Annotated in this window: 21 protein-coding genes; 10 read left to right on the top strand and 11 right to left on the bottom strand. The window is 34.1% G+C overall.

Going from position 1 to position 17,710, the window contains the following annotated elements:
• Nucleotides 1-5: 5 nt before the first annotated feature.
• Nucleotides 6-1,013, bottom strand: a complete 1,008-nt coding sequence (locus tag BFU36_RS10560; RefSeq protein WP_069283991.1) for a DUF1152 domain-containing protein — start codon at nucleotides 1,011-1,013, stop codon at nucleotides 6-8.
• A 141-nt stretch (nucleotides 1,014-1,154) separates the two neighbouring features.
• On the opposite strand from BFU36_RS10560, the gene BFU36_RS10555 reads away from it, so the two are divergent.
• A complete protein-coding gene (locus tag BFU36_RS10555; protein ID WP_069283990.1) occupies nucleotides 1,155-1,697 on the top strand; it encodes a hypothetical protein in 543 nt (180 codons plus the stop codon).
• Nucleotides 1,676-1,990, top strand: coding sequence for a hypothetical protein (locus BFU36_RS10550; RefSeq protein WP_069283989.1), 315 nt, complete (start codon nucleotides 1,676-1,678; stop codon nucleotides 1,988-1,990). Before BFU36_RS10555 ends, BFU36_RS10550 begins: the two co-directional genes overlap by 22 nt.
• Before the next feature lie 266 nt (nucleotides 1,991-2,256).
• Here BFU36_RS10550 and BFU36_RS10545 read toward each other — a convergent pair whose 3' ends face one another.
• The 5 genes from BFU36_RS10545 to BFU36_RS10525 are packed head-to-tail and all read right to left on the bottom strand — an operon-like array spanning nucleotide 2,257 to nucleotide 6,685.
• A complete protein-coding gene (locus tag BFU36_RS10545) occupies nucleotides 2,257-3,387 on the bottom strand; it encodes an aminotransferase class I/II-fold pyridoxal phosphate-dependent enzyme (protein ID WP_069284721.1) in 1,131 nt (376 codons plus the stop codon).
• Nucleotides 3,371-4,312 carry a homoserine kinase gene (locus tag BFU36_RS10540; protein WP_069283988.1) on the bottom strand — a complete coding sequence of 314 codons (942 nt, stop codon included), beginning with the start codon at nucleotides 4,310-4,312 and terminating at the stop codon, nucleotides 3,371-3,373. Before BFU36_RS10540 ends, BFU36_RS10545 begins: the two co-directional genes overlap by 17 nt.
• Nucleotides 4,313-4,316: 4 nt before the next feature.
• Entirely contained in the window at nucleotides 4,317-5,948 is a 1,632-nt protein-coding gene (locus BFU36_RS10535) for a molybdopterin-binding protein (protein ID WP_069283987.1), read from the bottom strand.
• A gap of 24 nt (nucleotides 5,949-5,972) precedes the next feature.
• Nucleotides 5,973-6,254, bottom strand: a complete 282-nt coding sequence (locus BFU36_RS10530) for a PqqD family protein (protein ID WP_069283986.1) — start codon at nucleotides 6,252-6,254, stop codon at nucleotides 5,973-5,975.
• Entirely contained in the window at nucleotides 6,251-6,685 is a 435-nt protein-coding gene (locus tag BFU36_RS10525; RefSeq protein WP_069283985.1) for an OB-fold nucleic acid binding domain-containing protein, read from the bottom strand. Before BFU36_RS10525 ends, BFU36_RS10530 begins: the two co-directional genes overlap by 4 nt.
• 403 nt (nucleotides 6,686-7,088) lie before the next feature.
• Between BFU36_RS10525 and BFU36_RS10520 the strand changes: the two genes are divergently transcribed.
• From BFU36_RS10520 to BFU36_RS10505, 4 genes are read left to right on the top strand one after another with little or no spacing between them, the layout of a single operon-like run.
• Entirely contained in the window at nucleotides 7,089-7,901 is an 813-nt protein-coding gene (locus tag BFU36_RS10520; RefSeq protein ID WP_069283984.1) for an S-methyl-5'-thioadenosine phosphorylase, read from the top strand.
• Complete coding sequence (locus BFU36_RS10515) at nucleotides 7,868-8,662, top strand: hypothetical protein (protein ID WP_231961134.1); 795 nt, start codon at nucleotides 7,868-7,870, stop codon at nucleotides 8,660-8,662. The genes BFU36_RS10520 and BFU36_RS10515 overlap by 34 nt, the downstream gene beginning before the upstream one ends.
• Before the next feature lie 4 nt (nucleotides 8,663-8,666).
• Nucleotides 8,667-9,512, top strand: a complete 846-nt coding sequence (gene gdS-2, locus BFU36_RS10510) for a hexaprenyl pyrophosphate synthase (protein WP_069283982.1) — start codon at nucleotides 8,667-8,669, stop codon at nucleotides 9,510-9,512.
• A gap of 35 nt (nucleotides 9,513-9,547) precedes the next feature.
• Nucleotides 9,548-10,435 carry a RimK family alpha-L-glutamate ligase gene (locus BFU36_RS10505; protein WP_185957840.1) on the top strand — a complete coding sequence of 296 codons (888 nt, stop codon included), beginning with the start codon at nucleotides 9,548-9,550 and terminating at the stop codon, nucleotides 10,433-10,435.
• A gap of 46 nt (nucleotides 10,436-10,481) precedes the next feature.
• On the opposite strand, the gene BFU36_RS10500 is transcribed toward BFU36_RS10505, so the two are convergent.
• The 3 genes from BFU36_RS10500 to BFU36_RS10490 are packed head-to-tail and all read right to left on the bottom strand — an operon-like array spanning nucleotide 10,482 to nucleotide 12,454.
• Nucleotides 10,482-10,943 carry an Lrp/AsnC family transcriptional regulator gene (locus tag BFU36_RS10500; protein ID WP_069283980.1) on the bottom strand — a complete coding sequence of 154 codons (462 nt, stop codon included), beginning with the start codon at nucleotides 10,941-10,943 and terminating at the stop codon, nucleotides 10,482-10,484.
• Nucleotides 10,940-11,938 carry an NAD(P)/FAD-dependent oxidoreductase gene (locus tag BFU36_RS10495; protein WP_409349223.1) on the bottom strand — a complete coding sequence of 333 codons (999 nt, stop codon included), beginning with the start codon at nucleotides 11,936-11,938 and terminating at the stop codon, nucleotides 10,940-10,942. The genes BFU36_RS10500 and BFU36_RS10495 overlap by 4 nt, the downstream gene beginning before the upstream one ends.
• 6 nt (nucleotides 11,939-11,944) lie before the next feature.
• Nucleotides 11,945-12,454 carry a hypothetical protein gene (locus BFU36_RS10490; protein WP_069283978.1) on the bottom strand — a complete coding sequence of 170 codons (510 nt, stop codon included), beginning with the start codon at nucleotides 12,452-12,454 and terminating at the stop codon, nucleotides 11,945-11,947.
• Nucleotides 12,455-12,510: 56 nt separating this feature from the next.
• On the opposite strand from BFU36_RS10490, the gene BFU36_RS10485 reads away from it, so the two are divergent.
• Entirely contained in the window at nucleotides 12,511-13,323 is an 813-nt protein-coding gene (locus BFU36_RS10485; RefSeq protein ID WP_069283977.1) for an isoaspartyl peptidase/L-asparaginase, read from the top strand.
• Nucleotides 13,323-13,862, top strand: coding sequence for a phosphoesterase (locus BFU36_RS10480; RefSeq protein WP_069283976.1), 540 nt, complete (start codon nucleotides 13,323-13,325; stop codon nucleotides 13,860-13,862). Before BFU36_RS10485 ends, BFU36_RS10480 begins: the two co-directional genes overlap by 1 nt.
• Here BFU36_RS10480 and BFU36_RS10475 read toward each other — a convergent pair.
• The gene (locus BFU36_RS10475; protein ID WP_069283975.1) at nucleotides 13,859-14,095 is read right to left on the bottom strand and encodes a hypothetical protein; all 237 of its coding nucleotides are present in this window, start codon (nucleotides 14,093-14,095) and stop codon (nucleotides 13,859-13,861) included. The two genes, BFU36_RS10480 and BFU36_RS10475, sit on opposite strands and share 4 nt — an antisense overlap.
• 94 nt (nucleotides 14,096-14,189) lie before the next feature.
• Between BFU36_RS10475 and BFU36_RS10470 the strand changes: the two genes are divergently transcribed.
• The gene (locus BFU36_RS10470) at nucleotides 14,190-14,573 is read left to right on the top strand and encodes a DUF5751 family protein (protein WP_069283974.1); all 384 of its coding nucleotides are present in this window, start codon (nucleotides 14,190-14,192) and stop codon (nucleotides 14,571-14,573) included.
• Nucleotides 14,574-14,611: 38 nt separating this feature from the next.
• Nucleotides 14,612-15,973, top strand: a complete 1,362-nt coding sequence (locus BFU36_RS10465) for a digeranylgeranylglycerophospholipid reductase (RefSeq protein WP_069283973.1) — start codon at nucleotides 14,612-14,614, stop codon at nucleotides 15,971-15,973.
• Here the strand turns inward: BFU36_RS10465 and BFU36_RS10460 are convergent.
• On the bottom strand, nucleotides 15,944-17,542 hold the full coding sequence (locus BFU36_RS10460; protein WP_069284720.1) for a DUF2070 family protein: 1,599 nt from the start codon (nucleotides 17,540-17,542) through the stop codon (nucleotides 15,944-15,946). The two genes, BFU36_RS10465 and BFU36_RS10460, sit on opposite strands and share 30 nt — an antisense overlap.
• Between the last annotated feature and the right edge of the window lie 168 nt (nucleotides 17,543-17,710).

The following is a 17,710-nucleotide window of genomic DNA, read 5'->3' as shown; positions in this document are numbered from 1 at the left end:
AAAATTTAGCACTTTATTCTAATACCACCTAATCTCTTCTTCCCCTCTTCTCTAATACTGATAACTTCTTCTCCAGAAACCTTTGAGGAATCCATACCGTATTTTCGATATAGGTCTATTTCAAAATTATATTCTGTATAAATACCTACCTCGTTTAATTTTTTATTCGCCTCCTCTATATTTATTGAATTCTTAACTATCTCATAAAGTATTGTAGTATTTGCTATCTTAATGGGATCTAAGAAAAACATCACTGCTGATATGGGTGAAACGAACACTTTCCTAGTTCCGTTCCTTATATTAACTTCTCCGTAAGCTCCTTTAAAAGCATAGTAAGGAATTCTTGAAGCTTCAGTATTAACTTCATTAAGCACTCTTTCAACTAACTCTGCCGATTCCTCGTCATATCCTTTAATATCCATGAGTCCATTTAACGAGGCTATCTCGCTTATCCTCTTAAGAAAATAGTCATATGGTAACTCTCCATCACTCCCACTACCTATTACTCCTAAGACTACTTGATAACCTTCTTGCTTGAGCTTAACTAAAGCTGACAGAGATATAAAGTCTATTAAAGGGCTTCCTAAAGTTTCCTCACAACCTTTTGCTAGCACATCCCCTCCTGCATCAACGCCCACTATTAGATCAATGTCATTTTTTAAAATAAAGTCCTTTAAACATTTATAAAGACCTATATCTCCACCTCTATTGCATATTCCATAACCCTTAGGAATTTTTAGAGAATTTAAAAGTCTGACCAATTGCGGAATTACTTTCTTACCTCCCCTTATAGCGTAGGACATTGGACTAACTTCATAAATGCACTCATTTACCATATTGGCGTTAACCATATCCTCAAAACAAATTGGTCCAGGCAATGGATCTTCTATATAGCGTTCCCAGATTATTGAGCCTAAAATTACTTCATAACCTAATTTTCTAAGATAAGAATACGCTACCAACGCAGATACAGCATCTCCGCCTCCACCAATACCAAATACGAAAGCCTTCATGAAATTCTTTTAAAAGTTTCTCCGCTTTATACTTTTACCTAAGACGTATTATTTTACGGAAATATATGTCTTGAATTAAATGGTATTATCTGAAATCTCTCTCATATTTATATTCACCAAACATGATAACTAGGGATAACTTTGAGTATAGAAGCTGATTCAAAAAATATTGCAAATAACTTGACAGATTACGTTGAAGAAGAGCTAAGGGTAGGAGAAGCATTGGCCCACATATTGGCTGCTGCATCCGTTGTAATTGAGCTAGAGGGGGAAAGTGATGATATAAAGGAAACCGTGAGAAGATATGTTGATTTGTGGATATCTAAAATATCCCCCATAGACTATTCACCCGGTATGGCTGAGGTAATAGGATCAAAAATCAAGGTTAACATAACGAAAATTTTCAGAAACATCGATGAGGATGAGTTAGGTAAAATTCTAGATTCTGTGGTTGATATTAAAAAGAAGCTTGACCATAACGTTATAGATAGTGTGAACATAATTGAACTAGAGGCAAATACTGAGAAAATATTTAGGGCATTAGGTATAGATTTAAATGACGTACGAATGTTTTTCAATTTCATAGACGTAGAGAAAAGGGCTAATAGACTTATATCATTATTAGCTGTTGCCATCGGAATTTCAGCTTTATGGGATGAAAAATGGATAGTGGGATCTCAATAACAGCTGAGAAGCTAATAGATAGCACAGTGAAAAAAGCATGCAAAATGCCAGTAAAAGACGAAGAGGTAGTAAGATTAGTTGGAATATCGTCTAAAAAAATAGCTTTAAATTCGATAGATAAAGTTTCTTTTTGGTTGTCTTATGAAAATAACAATCTACTTTACTGTAAATTATGTAATAGGGGACCATTTACTAAGAAAGGATTATATTTACACTTAACAAGAATTCATAGAAATGAAATAAAACATATGTTGGAAGATGAACTAAAACGTGAGATAAGAACTATATTGTAGTAGAATTTAAGGAGGAATTACTATACATCTAACTACTTGGCTTTAGAGCTCAATCAATTGATCAGTAGATTATTTAGTCGTTTTGTCTCATGAAGATAGATCAGTTGAATCTAAAAAGATAATGAAGGATTTTGTCAAGCATCTATTAGATTGTATACATCTAATGTTAGACTTGCAACCGAATAAATTCGTTTCAACCGTATTGTATCCAAAGCTAGTATTTTAATATTTTAGTAAGAAGACTAATTTAAAAATATTTTTCAATATTATGTAATACTATTAAGTGCTCTATCTAAATCTTCAATCAAATCATTAACGTCTTCTATACCAACTGATAATCTTAGGAGAGAGTCAGTAATTCCTACAACCTTCTTCTCTTCAACAGTTAAGCTTCTGTGGGACATTGTGGATGGTTGAGATATTATTGAATTAACCCCACCTAATGTTTGAGCTGGGATTATTATCTTTAAAGACTTCATGACCTTCATTACCTCTTCTCCACCGCCCTTTATCTCAAAACTAATAACACCACCAAATCCCTTCAATACTCTTCTAGCTATTTCATGATCCATATGGGTCTTCAGACCAGGATAATATACACGTTTTACCTTTGAATGACCTTCTAAGAACTCAGCAATTTGTTCAGCATTTCTATTTATAACATCCATTCTTATTTTTAACGTCTTAATACCACGTAGAGTAAGATATGCTGCATGAGGATCGAGAGAAGTACCTAACGTTCTCCTCATCTGATCTATAACAGATAAATACTCAGAATAACCTGCCGCAAGCCCTGCTATTACGTCATTATGTCCAGCCAGAAATTTTGACGCGCTGTGAATTACTATTGTACTACCCAATTCCAGTGGTTTTTGATTTATTGGAGTAGCAAAAGTTGAGTCAACCACTAGGATTCCATTGTATTCTCTTACAATTTTCGACAACTCTGGAATATCAATTACTCTTAATAGTGGATTAGATATGCTTTCTATGAATATTAGATTATACTTCTTAGATTTTGCCATTTCAATAAGATTTTGATTCCCTGGTAATGATGAATCGACGTTAACTCCCCAACTTCTCACAAAGTCCATAAAAAACTTATATGTTCTAGCAAACATGTCACGATGAATCAAAACATTAGCATTAGGCTTGAGTAAGGATAAACTGACAGTTGATATTGCCCCCATCCCGGACGAAAATGCTACACCTTGTTCTGCTCCTTCTAACTCGGCTATTTTCTTTGCAAGTTCTAATACTGTCGGATTTGCCTCCCTTGAATATCTGTATTTCTCACCTTCAGGGTAAAGATAAGCAGTGGTTTGATAAATAGGAGTAGTTATTGCTTTGGCTGAATCATCAATATCTTCTTTAACAGATTTAGTTGCATCTCTCAACCTTAACACCTCCTGCTATCTTTGCTTTTATTATATTACAATCTATACCAAATTCTTTACAAGTTTTAACTCCCTCATTTACAATTTTATTTTCATCGGTCAATTCATCCGTTAAGACTAGGATAGAAGGTCCAGCCCCACTTACACATGCACCTATCGCGTTATTTTTTAATGCTATCTCCTTAATTTTAGGGTAATGTGGAAATAATGGTAATCTAGACTTTTCTACTATCTCATCATTCAATCCTAGTCTAATTAAATCTCTACTACCCCTCACAAACCCAAGAATTAGTGAGGATAGGCTTCTCGAATTTAAGATATAATCACTAAGGCTTATTGTTCTAGGTATCATCTCTCTAGCTTTCTTAGTCTTTTGGGCTATTTTTAAATTTTGTGGAATAAATAATAAAATATCAAAATTGTAATTAACAGGTATATCTACAACTTTTACAGGGTTAACAGAGATAACAGAAACGACCCCACCAAATATGCTCGCTGAAACATTGTCTGGATGTGGTGAGCCAGACACTGCTTCCTCGCCATACATTGCATACTTGACTAATTCTTCTTTAGAAAGGTTAAGATTTAACAAATCATTTAATGCTACTACACCTGCAGACGCTGATGCACCGCTACTACCTAAGCCTAAACCCTCTGGTACTCCTTTTATTATTTTAACCCTAACTTTGACGTTTATCCCTTTATCTTCAAGAAGTTTTTTCATAGGGTACATTGCTGAGTTCTTATCGATTTCTGTAGGTATGCTTGGGTTATTAACTGAAATAATCTCTATTTCTCTATTAGTACTATCTTCAATTTGGACTTCTACAATATCATGGAAAGCCGTATGTGCCATAGATAAGATGTCAAAGCCAGCTCCTAAATTAGCTGAACTTGAATAGGCTATAGCTCTTCTACATTCCACAGTGCTAAATATTAAGATTACTTATAAATTTCTTACCCCTTTCTGTAATCCCTACTAAATACAATCGCTCTTCTGATACTTTTTCACCTTTTATATACGAGCTTGGCGCAAATACCTTAGCTCTTCCTAATAACGAGTACACAGAGGAGGGAGATTTTAACTTTACAACGGGATTTTTTATCAACTTACTCATTCCAATCCAATCATCATAACCTATTTCTTCACCGTTACCATTTGATAATATGTCCCTCCTAATAACCTTATCATATTCATTAACATCTCCATATAAAGAACTTATTATCGCAATGTCTCCAAACTTATACTCAATGGCCTTTAATCCAGGGAAGGAGCCTAAGAGAATAGTCTTAGCATCTAAATCCAAAAACCACTTTTCCTCTTCACCAATAATGGTCAACGAATCGTCATATTTCTTTACATTAACCTCAACTTCTTTTCCTTCTTCTACTTCTGTACCAGCTTTTAACATAACGTATCCTTCTGATAGTGCAAAAGTACCTACCATATAACTATCAAACTTTATTGGAAGAGCATAATAATTGCCATCTACCCCTTTAAATATGTATACTGGAAACAGAGTGTCCCTATTCTTATCAGCTCTAAGATGAGATACTATTTTAGCCTTTAACTTCCCTAAACCTAATTGTTCTTTACGAGCAGGGTAAATATTTTCAAGAATCTTTACCACAATATTATCAAAGATTACAATTGAAGAGACAACATTACCCGGCAATCCTATCACTGGCTTGTCCTTCACTAATCCTAATATTGTAGGTTTTCCAGGTTTAATCTTTATCCCGTGAACTATTATCTTACCTAAATCTAATATAGCTTTATGAACAAAATCCCTCTCTCCTGCGCTAGTTCCACCTGTCAAAATTACTACGTCAGCTATCTCGGTAGCTTTTAATATTTCATCCTTTATTTTATCTAGGTCATCATTTAACCATACTCTACCTACTACTTCAAATCTTTCCTTTAATCTAGATACGAGATAATGTGAATTAGATTCATATATCTTGCCTTCAATTAATGCTTTACCGGGTTGTATTAATTCGTCTCCAGTTGTTATTAAGTATATTTTTAGTTTATCATATACTTTAACTCTATCAATTCCTAAAGAAGCTAGAAGAGCGATTTCTTCATGTGATAACCTTTCCCCCTTTCTAACTACATATGTTCCCTTTGGTATGTCACTCCCAATCCACCCAACGTTATAACCAAAATTTACCTTCTTTGATATAACTACTTTATTGTCCTTAACCTCAACCTCTTCAACTTTAACTACTGCATCACTTCCTAAAGGTATCATAGACCCAGTATCTACTTCAACCGCTTTACATTCATCAAGATGAATATTTTTATGTTCTCCTATTCTTATCTTCCCTATTATTTCTAATACCCCCGGGGTGCATGAAGATTTTATTGCGTAACCATCAACATTTGATCTCGAAAACGGAGGATAATCAATAGGTGATTTTATATCTTCTGCTAGGATTAAAGAAAAAGCCTGCTCTACAGGAATATCTACAATCCTTTCAAATTTTATATGCTTTAAGAAAGCTTCTATTGCATCATTTGGATCATATAAAGAGTCTTCTTTGACAATAATTCTCATAAAAAAATCTTAACTTATACGAGATTAAAAAGTTATGAGAGACGCTTTCTGTAACTCGTCTAAAACCATAACTACGGGGTCACGAACTTGCGATATATCTAAATTAGCTTCCTTACTTAACTCGGTTACGATATCAGTTACACTCCTATTACCATCACACATAGCCCAAATATAATACGCTATGGGTGCCAATTCGTAAATCTTTTCATCCGATACTTTCACGATATAATTATCTCCTTCTTCACTTCTATCTATTAGCTCCCCTACCTTTTTCGGCTTCATATCTTTTACATCTTCATAATTCATTCTTCTTCTCCCTCTTCCTCTCTTCTTCCTCCTCTTCTTCCGTACCTTCTTCCTCCTCTAAATCCTCTTCCTCCACGCATTTGTTGTGGTGCTGATGGCGTATTCTCTGGAATTTGGGATGATTCTGGAAATCCATCCTCAGACACTTCAGATATTTTAGTCTTACTTCCAGCGTTTAATTGAACCTTACCTTTAAAAGCAGTAGTCCAAGCATTTTCTATTTTTACTACTTGACCTTCCTTTATACTTCCAGCATGCTTACCCCATAACGTTAATTTCACTCTACCCGTATCGTCTCCAACAATTGCCTCACTTATTGTTCTAGTACCATTCTTCGTTTGTATCTGCCTTGCATCTGTCGCTTCCAAAACTCTTACAGTTAAATCTACACTTTCCATATTTGGTTTTAGATTACCTACTTTTTCTTCCATTCGACTCGACTCACAGATTTGTTAAGTTACTATTAACCTTATCAACTATATAAACCTTATGTACTTCAGATAAGTTAAAGCTAATCATGGCTTAAATCACATAATTTAGAGACTATACAACTCTTTATTTTGTTAAAATTCCATTATAGTCTTCTTACTCAGATATATTACCTAATTAACAAAATTGTATTTATAACTTAAATATAAGTTAAGGTATCATATTCAATGTTGACTTTAGATCTAAAAATAGCTTTTAGTAGCCAAATTTGCTAAGTTCCATAGAAACTGAGGTAGAGAAATATTTTATCTAAATAAAAGTATTTTCATGATTTTCTCTACGTCATCGTAAGACGAGTTAAAGTAATAATGTAATTTTTATATATATATTTTGGTTATCTTTCTTATGGCTCAGACGACTGAAAAAGCAACGATTGGAATAATAGGGGGTTCTGGGCTCTATGATCCTGGTATTTTGACTAACAGCAGAGAAATAAAAGTATATACACCCTATGGGGAACCTAGCGATTTGATAACGATAGGTAACATAGAGGGAAAGACTGTAGCTTTCATTCCTAGGCACGGAAAGAGACACAGAATACCTCCACATAAGATAAATTATAGAGCTAATATATGGGCATTAAAAGAACTAGGAGTGAAATGGGTCATCTCAGTTTCTGCCGTAGGAAGCTTAAGAATGGACTATAAGCCTGGAAATTTCGTAATACCCGATCAATTCATAGACATGACAAAGAGGAGAGAATATACGTTTTTTGATGGACCAATAGTTGCCCATGTTTCTATGGCTGATCCTTTCTGTAACCATTTAAGAAATATTATCGTTCAAACTGCAAAAGAATTGAATATAATAGTACATGACAGAGGTACTTATGTGTGTATAGAGGGACCTAGATTTTCAACGAGGGCAGAAAGTAGAATTTGGAGGGAAGTTTATAAAGCCGATATCATAGGGATGACTTTAGTTCCAGAAGTAAATTTAGCTTGCGAAATGCAAATGTGCTATGCAACAATTGCGATGGTAACTGATTACGATGTTTTTGCTGATAAGCCAGTTACTGCTGAAGAAGTGACCAAGGTGATGTCTGAAAATACGGAGAATGCTAAAAGATTATTATATGCGGTAATTAAAAAAATTCCAGAAAGACCTCAAGAGGAGTTGTGCTCATGTTGCAACAGCCTAAGGACAGCTTTAGTATAAAAGATTCGATTAAAATATTCAAATTAAAGATTCCTAGTAATACAGATATAATAGTATTCGGCAAGGGACAAGAACTTCCGGCATATACACTGAAGAATGCATTAGTCTCTATCAAGGGAAATTATATAGAAATATCTAATATTTATGATTTTTTATTTCTTGAAAGTCCTTACACTGACATATCAAGGATATTAGGTTTTTTAGGAGATGAAAATGAGCTTCATGATTTGGTAAGTGGGATGCAAGCATTAGGAATAGGTGGAGTGATTTACTTTTGTGGAAGGACTAATTATAAGCCTTCCACCAGTATAATAGAGTTAAGAGTTCTGGACATCAAATTATGTGAAATAAATGTATCGCTATCATTACTAAATACTATTTCCGAGGATAAGAATAAAAGGGAAATATCACTGATTCAACAAATAAATGATCTATCTGATTTGGAAAACTGGATTAAAACAAAGTCTAGAGAGTTTGATCTGAATTTGCATCTCATACTTTCTCCGATTATGAGTCCTGCTAAGTCTTTTTTAGAAAGGATTGGACATAATGTTTCAACTTATTTTGATAAGATAATATTAACTGATTCTCAAATTATTACCACGGGTGTAGATGCTTACATGATGAGGAGAATATCATCTTATTTAAGGGCTAATGGAAAGAATGTCAAAGAGGTATTATTGGATACAGATCCTTTGATGGCACCTATATATTTAAGTATGATTCTATTTTATTTAAAAGAGGTTAAAGAGGAGGTATGAAGTTTTGAATATCATAGATTTCTGGTTAAAGGCTAAGGTCATAATTGATAATCTAGTAGAAAAATTCTTGACCGAGAATAAGGAGTGGGAATTGCTTGATATAAGTAAATATATCCTAAAAGACGGGAAGAGGTACAGAGGAACCTTAAGTATGTTCTTCACTCAAGCTTTAGGAGGGGAAATAGAAAGTAGTTATGGTGGGGCTTTAGCTATTGAAATTCTTCACTCTGCTTCACTAGCTCTAGATGATATAGTTGACCTAGATATAACTAGAAGAGGAGATAAGGCTGCTTGGGTAGTTTATGGCAATAGGAAAGTAATTTTTATTACTAACTATCTAATTCCTACCGCACTGAGAATAATCCAAACTTCCTATGGTGATGATGCATTAAATATAAGTATTGAACTCTGGAAAGATACAGCTGTCGGTGCGTTAAAGGATATTTACAACAGTAATAATTATATAGAAACCATAGAACTAAAGACTGGTAGTCTATTTAAACTGTCCACAGTATTAGCTGCTTATGCGTCTAAACGAAGTAACTTTAAAAATGAAATGTTATTAATAGGAAAGTACTTAGGGATAATATATCAAGTAATAGACGATTTCATAGATTATAAAGTTAAGAAAATTGATGAAATTGAAGGAAGTGCAAGGCAATTACTCAAATATTATAAGGAAGGTAATTTAGAAGGATACGTAAAGTCAGTTTATTTAGAATATAAGTCAAAGTATGAAAAGACCGTAAACCAAATCCCATTTTTAGAAGAATATGTAGATGATATTAGAGGTTTACCAGACTTCTTATCTAGCGGGCTTCTTAAGGAAGCCGGCATAGATAAGATTTAAGAAATTCAAATCTGAGGAACAATTGGTGAAACGAAATTAAACTTGCGGTTATTCATGAATCAGAAAAAATTACTAGCGCCTCTAAACAATTGTTACTAGAGATTAAGAATAGAAATCACAATGCGTATTATATTAGAATATCAAAATTGAATGCAGAAATTACTGAAAAGGGAATAGAATTTACTTATAGTGGTAAGAAAGTTGAAATCGATGGAGGATTAATTAGAAATTTAGGCTTTATATCTACGACTGAGCAGTTCATAAAAAGGTTTGACGTTCTAAGAGAACTGGAGAGAAGCGGAGTAGTTTTAATTAACAGACCTGATGCAATGTTACAAGCTAGAGACAAATTTGCAAGTTTAATGAAAATCAAAAGAGCTGGGATACCGGTACCAAATACCGCGGTTGTAGAGGACCCATTTGAAGTAATGAGACTAGTAGAGAAATGGGGAGAAGTTGTAATAAAACCAGTGGTAGGTAGTTTAGGTCTAGGATCTGTAAAAGTATCTGATCCGGATATAGCGTTTAGAATTTCTAAATCGATATTATCGGTAAATCAGCCAGTCTATGTTCAAAAATATATTAAAAAACCTGATAGGGATATCAGAGTCATAGTAATAGGAGATAGAATCCTAGGTAGTATATATAGAATTTCTAAGAGTGGATGGAAAACTAATATAGCGCAAGGAGCAGTAGCTCAAATATTGGTCCCTACAGCTGAACTTGAGGAGATTAGTTTAAAGAGTGTAAGGGTCCTAGGTTTAGATTACGCGGGAATAGACGTAATAGAGGATCTTGAAGAGGGAGGGTATAAAATACTTGAAGTTAATGCAGCACCTCTTTGGGGAGGATTTGAGGCAGCAACCAGTATTAGCCCAGCTAAATATATAGTAGGGCATTTAATAGAAAAGATTAAGAGATGAGGAATAGAAAACCGGCTGAGCTATGAAGAGGAGCTCTCGCTCCTGATCATAAATCGAGTTCCTTCTTATCCTTTATCACTCTTAGCACAAGCATTGTATAAGTGGAAGTAACTCCTTCCATACCACCTATCTTATCTAAAACTTTTGCTAAATCTTCTCTAGTCGGAACTCTTACCTTAACCATAGCATAATATTCTCCAGTGACATCATATATCTCATATATTTCCTTAATTTCAGTTAGCTGTTTTAAAATATTTTCATATCTTTTAGGATCAGCTTTTATTAACACAAAAGCAACTACACTTAAACCTATCTTATCATAATCGATCTCAGTATAGAAACCTTTTATAACGCCGCTCTCCTTTAATCTTTTAATCCTAACGTAAATTGTAGCCTCGCTTAAATTTAGCATCTTAGCTAATCTGGAGAATGGTATCCTGGAATCTTGCTGAAGAATATTAAGTATCTTCTTATCTATATCGTCTAAATAGTAAGTAGATGAATTCAAATGATTGACCTCCCGAAGAGCTTTATTAGATCCAATCTATTAAAATCACCTATAGCAAATCTTAAAACTAACTCTGGATCACTACTAGTAATCGCTTTTGAGAGCCTTACAGCATTGGGATCTCTTTCCTTAGACATTTTTAGAACCTTAGCATGCCAGTTTAATGACCAGTACAACTTACTTTTCTTAAACTCCTTCCTAAAGTCCCTTCCATCTATTAAAGAGTCCGCAAGAATCTTTGAGGATATTATCGAAGGTCTTATACCCTCGCCAGTGATAGCATATACTGTGCCCAACGCTTCTCCAACATAGTTTCCGTTAAGCCTATCCTCTATCACCCCGTAGTCAGTAACTCTAGCTCCATGGAATTGCTTAATTCTTCCCTTTAATATACCTTTAACTCTTTCTTTTAATTCATCTACCCCCGCGTAGCCACCTATGCCTATTTTAGACCCCTCTCTATCTGGAAAAATCCATGCATAACCTAATAATCCAGAATAGAAATAAAATTCAACAACCTCTTTATCTATCTCGTAGTCAGTTATGTATTGTATTGCAGGTATTGTCATAGACTTTTCCACGCTGTAATGTCCCGTAGCTATAATCACTTTATCAGAATCTAGTTCCTTATCGTTCAAGTAATACTTGTTATCCTTTAACGTTATTTTCGAGTTAAATTTAACATCTCCAATATCTTCAGCTAACTTCTGAAGAAAGAGTGGCTTATCTATAATATATCCCAATTTCTCCTTATTTCTGATATCAAAAATTAACTTATTATTCAAATATATTCTAAATCCCTTTATTTCACTTATTATACTACCTTTAGGAATTGGCAAAAATCCCTCAATTCCAGTTATTAAACCCCACGCACAAGGTTTAACTCCAGGTTTAGACATACTTTCGTAAACTGTTACATCAAACTCCTTTCTCCCCTTTAAGAAATAAGCTAGCGATAGACCAGCAGGACCAGCCCCAATTATGCTAACCTTCATCAAAAATTACCCCTTTCTAAAATATAATAACGCTAAGACAGCTAGAATTAGAAATCCAGAATACAATGACAGTAAGACGTAGAAATTTGTTATGAATACTCTGCCTATTATAGCCCCTATGATAAGCACTATTGAAAAAGCGAAAAATCCGTTACCAACGTATAATATGTCTCTCTTTATTATTGTTGGTAAGATAGGTCTGAGAACCAGGATCAGATTGAATATAAACGGGATTGATAAAATTAAAGTTATTATCGCAAATTTCACCGGATGATAAGGTAAGGCTAAGAATAACCCAAAACCGTCAGCAATTGAGGATAGACCAGTAAAGTATAGAGTACTAATAGCAGTCTTTAAATCATTAGCCCAAGGTTTCTCTGAATATAAGACGTATAAAGCTAAGACAAAATCTATAATCGCTCCACCTAAAAAGCCTGGAAATGAGTCTACTAGTGCTGGTACTACTGGTAATATTATCATGAGTATCGAAAGAGGCAACGTGTAACTAGGTTTCATCCTAATCTTAAAACAATTAATCAGAAAATAAAAATATCTATTCACAATAACAACATGTGAGATACAAATCACCAGTAATCGTTGTCCACGGTGGAGCAGGAAGTTGGAGAATAACCGATCAAGAGAGAGCTAAAAATACAATAAAAGAGGCGCTAGTTAGAGGATTTGAAGAATTTAAGAGAGGATCAGCTATAGAGGCAGTTGTCGAGGCTATTTATACCATGGAGGAGTCTGGAGTATTTGACGCGGGAAAAGGTAGTGTAAAGAATTCCATGGGATATATAGAAATGGATGCTGGCATTATGATTGGGAATACTTTACAAGCAGGAGGAATAATGGGATTGAGAGAAGGTAGTGCAATAAAAAGGGCTTTAGAAATTTTAAAACAAGGAAGACACGTTCTAATGATTGACAATTCAAAGGTTATGCATTCTACTAGCGGAAGTGTAATATCTGGAGATACTGTAGGTGCAGTTGCCTTGGATAATGAGGGAAACCTAGTAGCCGGGACGAGTACGGGCGGAATTAGTGGTAAACTGCCGGGAAGAGTAGGAGACTCTCCAATACCCGGGGCTGGATATTACGCAACGACTAATGTTGCTGTATCAAGTACTGGTATAGGGGAAATAATACTTAAAATATTGCCAGCAAAGGAAGTCGATATATTAGTTTCTATGGGATTTAGTATAGAAGATTCATTAAGATCTGTAATCAACAAAGTTACTAAAATCTTTGGAAAAGATAATATTGGAATGATTGGATTAGATAGATATGGGAATGCATCTGCTTACTACAATACGAAAGGAATGGCTAGAGGAGTTATGTCTTCAGAAGAGGTAAAAGTATTTGTTTTTGAAGGTGAGATATAGTGAAGATTTTGGTAATGAGTAATGTAAGATTCCCCGAACCGCATGTTGAAAGTACTTTATCTAGTATTATAAAGAAAGAAGAGCCGGAAGTTATTGTTCTTAATGGAGATACAACACAGTGTTATTGGGATTATGAATGCCCTAGGGTAATAGATGTATTATACGTTATAAGAAGCATAGCACCTTGGGCTCAAATAATTTACGTCTCAGGCGATATGGATCCTCATGCGATAAAGTGCATAACAGCCGAACCAAGGTATAGAGAAGAAATCATCGGCACAACAATGTATATTGCAGAAGCTGCTTCAGTTAAGTATTATATAGTTCACGGACATCAAGGAGAGATAGACCAACTCAGAAAAAGTATTGGGGCTGGTCCTTGGGATTGGTTAGTAATAGGACAATACAAAAGACTTGAAGCTGATAGACTAGCAAGAGTAATCTATAGTGGAGGTATAACAAGAGAGTTCCCACCGGAGTCTAGAGGATATTTAATCATTACAGACTCTAACTTTTATATAAAGAATTTGAGAAGCTAAGCACAGGAGAATAAATAAGATTTCCTCAACATCTCGAATATCTTTATATCATAAATCTCTTCAATAGGATTATTATTCATTCCTTCCTCCCATATTTTATAATTATTAGCAAATATCATATTTTTCTCCCCATTATAAAATATAATCTCTTTTACAAACGATATCCTTCTCAGTCCGGCTATAATGCTCCTCATATTCATATCTAACTTTCTGTAGATAACTAGGATTATCATATATACTATTTTCTTTCGCTAGCACTTAAGATAATGGATAATTAGCTATGGTATTTTCATAAGTAATTTAAACCTCAGTTATACTAAATACATTGTGCAAGCGGATAGTAAGTTTCTTATGATCATTTCGTCCACGAGTCCGGAAGACATACCTGAATTCATAAAGAAAATGTTCAAAGAGTGTAGACTAAGCAATAGCAAAAAATTAATATTGCACTTTATATCAGAGCTGTCGTATCCAGAATTTATACAATATGCTAGGGAATCTCTCCTAGACAACATTGACCTAGGAGTTTATATTTACACATGGAAAAAAGAGGATACTGAACAAATGCTTAGAAAAGTAATTGAGACAAAAGATTCTATGAAGGGATTAATACTCTATTGTGATGATAATAATAAGGTAATAATTGAGAAAATAATGCAAAAAATACCTAATTCCATAAAGGCTAATATTATAAAGGATTACTGTAAATAGATTTTTATTTTTTGAGATCAAATTAAATGCGGTCTGATTTGAGAAAAGCCGAATATGACGTTTTGATTATCGGACTTGGGATGGCTGGAGCATCGTTAGCATGGCACTTGTCTAAAAGGGGTCTCAAAGTTTTAGCAATAGATAGTAAACCTTGGAACAGATTTGGAGATAAACCTTGTGGTGATGCAATAAGTAAAGACCACTTTGACGATTTAGGAATGCCTTATCCTAGAGGGAAGGAACTAGAAGAGGAGGTTGAAGGAATAAAACTATACAGCCCAGATATGAAAACCGTATGGACGGTAAAGGGGAAAGGATTTGAAATAGACTCTCCAACATATATACAAAGATTAGTCAAGGAGGCTAATGAAAAGGGCGTGGAAGTCCTAGATCTAACCACGGCTATGAAGCCAATAATTAGTAATGGAAAGGTAGATGGAGCAATATTATTCAATAGAAGAACGAATGAGACTTTTGAGGTCAAAGCCAATGTGGTAGTCGATGCTACTGGCTATTCCATGAGTTTCAGAAGTAAGTTACCATATGAGCTTCCAGTTACAGAACTCCTAGATGATAGAGATGCTGATATCGCGTATAGAGAAGTTTTGAGAACTAAGGATGAAATTGAGGATTATCCTTATTTAAGAATATACATAACCCAAAAAGCCTCGCCAGGCGGATATTGGTGGTATTTCCCTAAAGGACCAGAAAAAGTAAATGTAGGTTTAGGAATTCAGAGTGGAATGGGGTATGGAAACATTCATGATTACTATAACAAATATTTAGACTACTACGCCCCAGATGTGGATAAGAAGGATCTATTAGTTAAAGGAGGAGCTTTAGTTCCAACTAGAAGACCTTTAGCGAGCATAGTATGGGATGGGATAGCTGTTATTGGAGATTCTGCCTTTACAGTAAACCCAGTTCATGGAGGAGGTAAGGGATCAGCAATGATCTCAGCTTACTGTGTAGCCAAAGCAATACATAATGCTTTTGAGATAAACGATTTCTCAGCACGTGGATTATGGATAGCTAACGAGTGCTATGTGGAAAAATACGGGGCTAAACAAGCTAGTCTTGACCTATTTAGGAGGTTTTTGCAAAAGTTAACAGACGACGAAATAAATTATGGAATGAATAAGAGGGTTTTGAGAGAAGAAGATATAGTTGAGGCAAGTTCTAATGGAGATTTGCAACTATCAGTTGCTGAGAAAGCCATGAGAGTGATAATGGCTCTGGGGAAACCATCGCTACTATTAAAACTTAAGGTAGTAGCTGAATATATGAAAAAGATAAAGGAAGCATACAGAAATTATCCTAATGATCCCAAAGATTTAATGAAATGGAAATCTAATGTCGATACGATAATTTCAGATTTTACTAATGCTTTGGGCAAGTAATATAGCTATAAGCGCTAAATAAGGAGTAACTAATGGTATCCAAAAAGTTTTAGCCGTATACGCTCCTACTTCCTCTAATGCTTTAGACATTAAGGAAACTATTTTTCCCACCACCCTAACTCCTTTAACTTTGACAACGGTATATTGTATATTCTTAACCTCTTTTAGATTAAGTGTAGATTCTTTTACCAACATTTTAGTTTTATTTATTAACTCTTCACAAACTCCAGCAGGATAGTAGGTTATCCCTAAACTAACTCCAGTACAAGAGTGATCATCTGGAGTTATTAATATAACCCTTGAACCTTCTTCAAGATTCTTCATAGCTGTATAAAGTTCTCTAGACGAGTTATTAGCATAAAGATAAACCAACGAGATCTTGCTCTCGCCATCACTTAACGTTACGACCCTTACCCTATTATCACATAATCCCTCACAAGACTTTTCAATCACGCCTTCAGCATAACCGATATAAAGTTTCCTATTACTTTTAATTCCTTTCTGTTCCATTAAGAACATCTTTAAACTTTCTACTTCATCTTTTGAATATCCTTCTATCATATAATTATTATGACAGTCAACTAAATAGTTGTTATAACTAAGCATGTATTTCCATAGTGAGGATGGAAGATCATCTATTCCTAAGTTCGGTCTCTCAAGGAAGGATATTCTAAATTTATCAAACTCAAGTGAAGTTACTTCGAAATTATTAATTTTTTCTACAGAGATCCCGTAGAAATTAACTTTGTTCCAACTATTTCCATTTAAACTTCTCTTGATTTCTTCTAGTACTTTATTCACATCAAAGGAAGAAGCTAAATCTAATTCATGACTTCCCGCACTATGAAAAACCATAACGTTTTTACCTAAAGTTTTCTCAGCATCATATACGAATCTCGAACTTCCAATATCTCCAAAGATACCAAAGTGTATTTGGGGTAGTACAAATAGTATATCGTCCAACTTATAAAGTAAAATATTGAGAGTAGTTTTTACTGAAATTAAACTAAGAAAGTTTTCTAAAGGAGCCTTATTTTTTTCAGTAATAGCTCTTATAAATGGCACAGCCACTTGTGTAGACTTGAAACCAAGAATCTTAACACCTTTTTTATTTACAGTATATATATAAAGATGAAATATTAATGATATTATAATTATATATATTATATAAGGCAATATATATTTGAGATAAAATATGATAGGAACAAACGATAATAAAGCTGATAACGTTATAGATAAGGACTCCCTATAACTACCTAAAAGTATATATGCCAATAAAGGCATGAAGAAGCCAAATGCAAATATGGGGGAGACAGGCAGAAACGATAATACTATATAAGGAATTCCAGTTAAATCCGTGATAAATAGGCCTAGTTTATAACGTTCTCTAAATAACGCAATCAACAAAACGGAATATAATAAAAATGAGTAAAGATAATCAAATGATATTTGTAAACTTCTAATCAGTAAAATAATATACTCAAAGGAAGTTAGCGTTAAGAATATTTTTATATTTGGCAGACCTTTGATATAAGCGTAGTATTTGCGAGTGAGGCTTTCTGTATCCATGACTCTCATAAAGTATTTTGAGGTGAAATAAAATAGTTTCGCAAATCGATAGTAAAAAATTAGGCGTAGATAAAGTCATTTTAAACTCTTTAGATTATTGTAACTTATATGTTATAGAAAAAGGAGAAAAAATTTTATTACTGTATTTATTTGATAGGGGAGATTATA

This window comes from Sulfolobus sp. A20 (assembly GCF_001719125.1).
Classification (GTDB): Archaea; Thermoproteota; Thermoprotei_A; order Sulfolobales; family Sulfolobaceae; genus Saccharolobus.
This window is presented reverse-complemented; position numbering and strand designations above follow the sequence as displayed.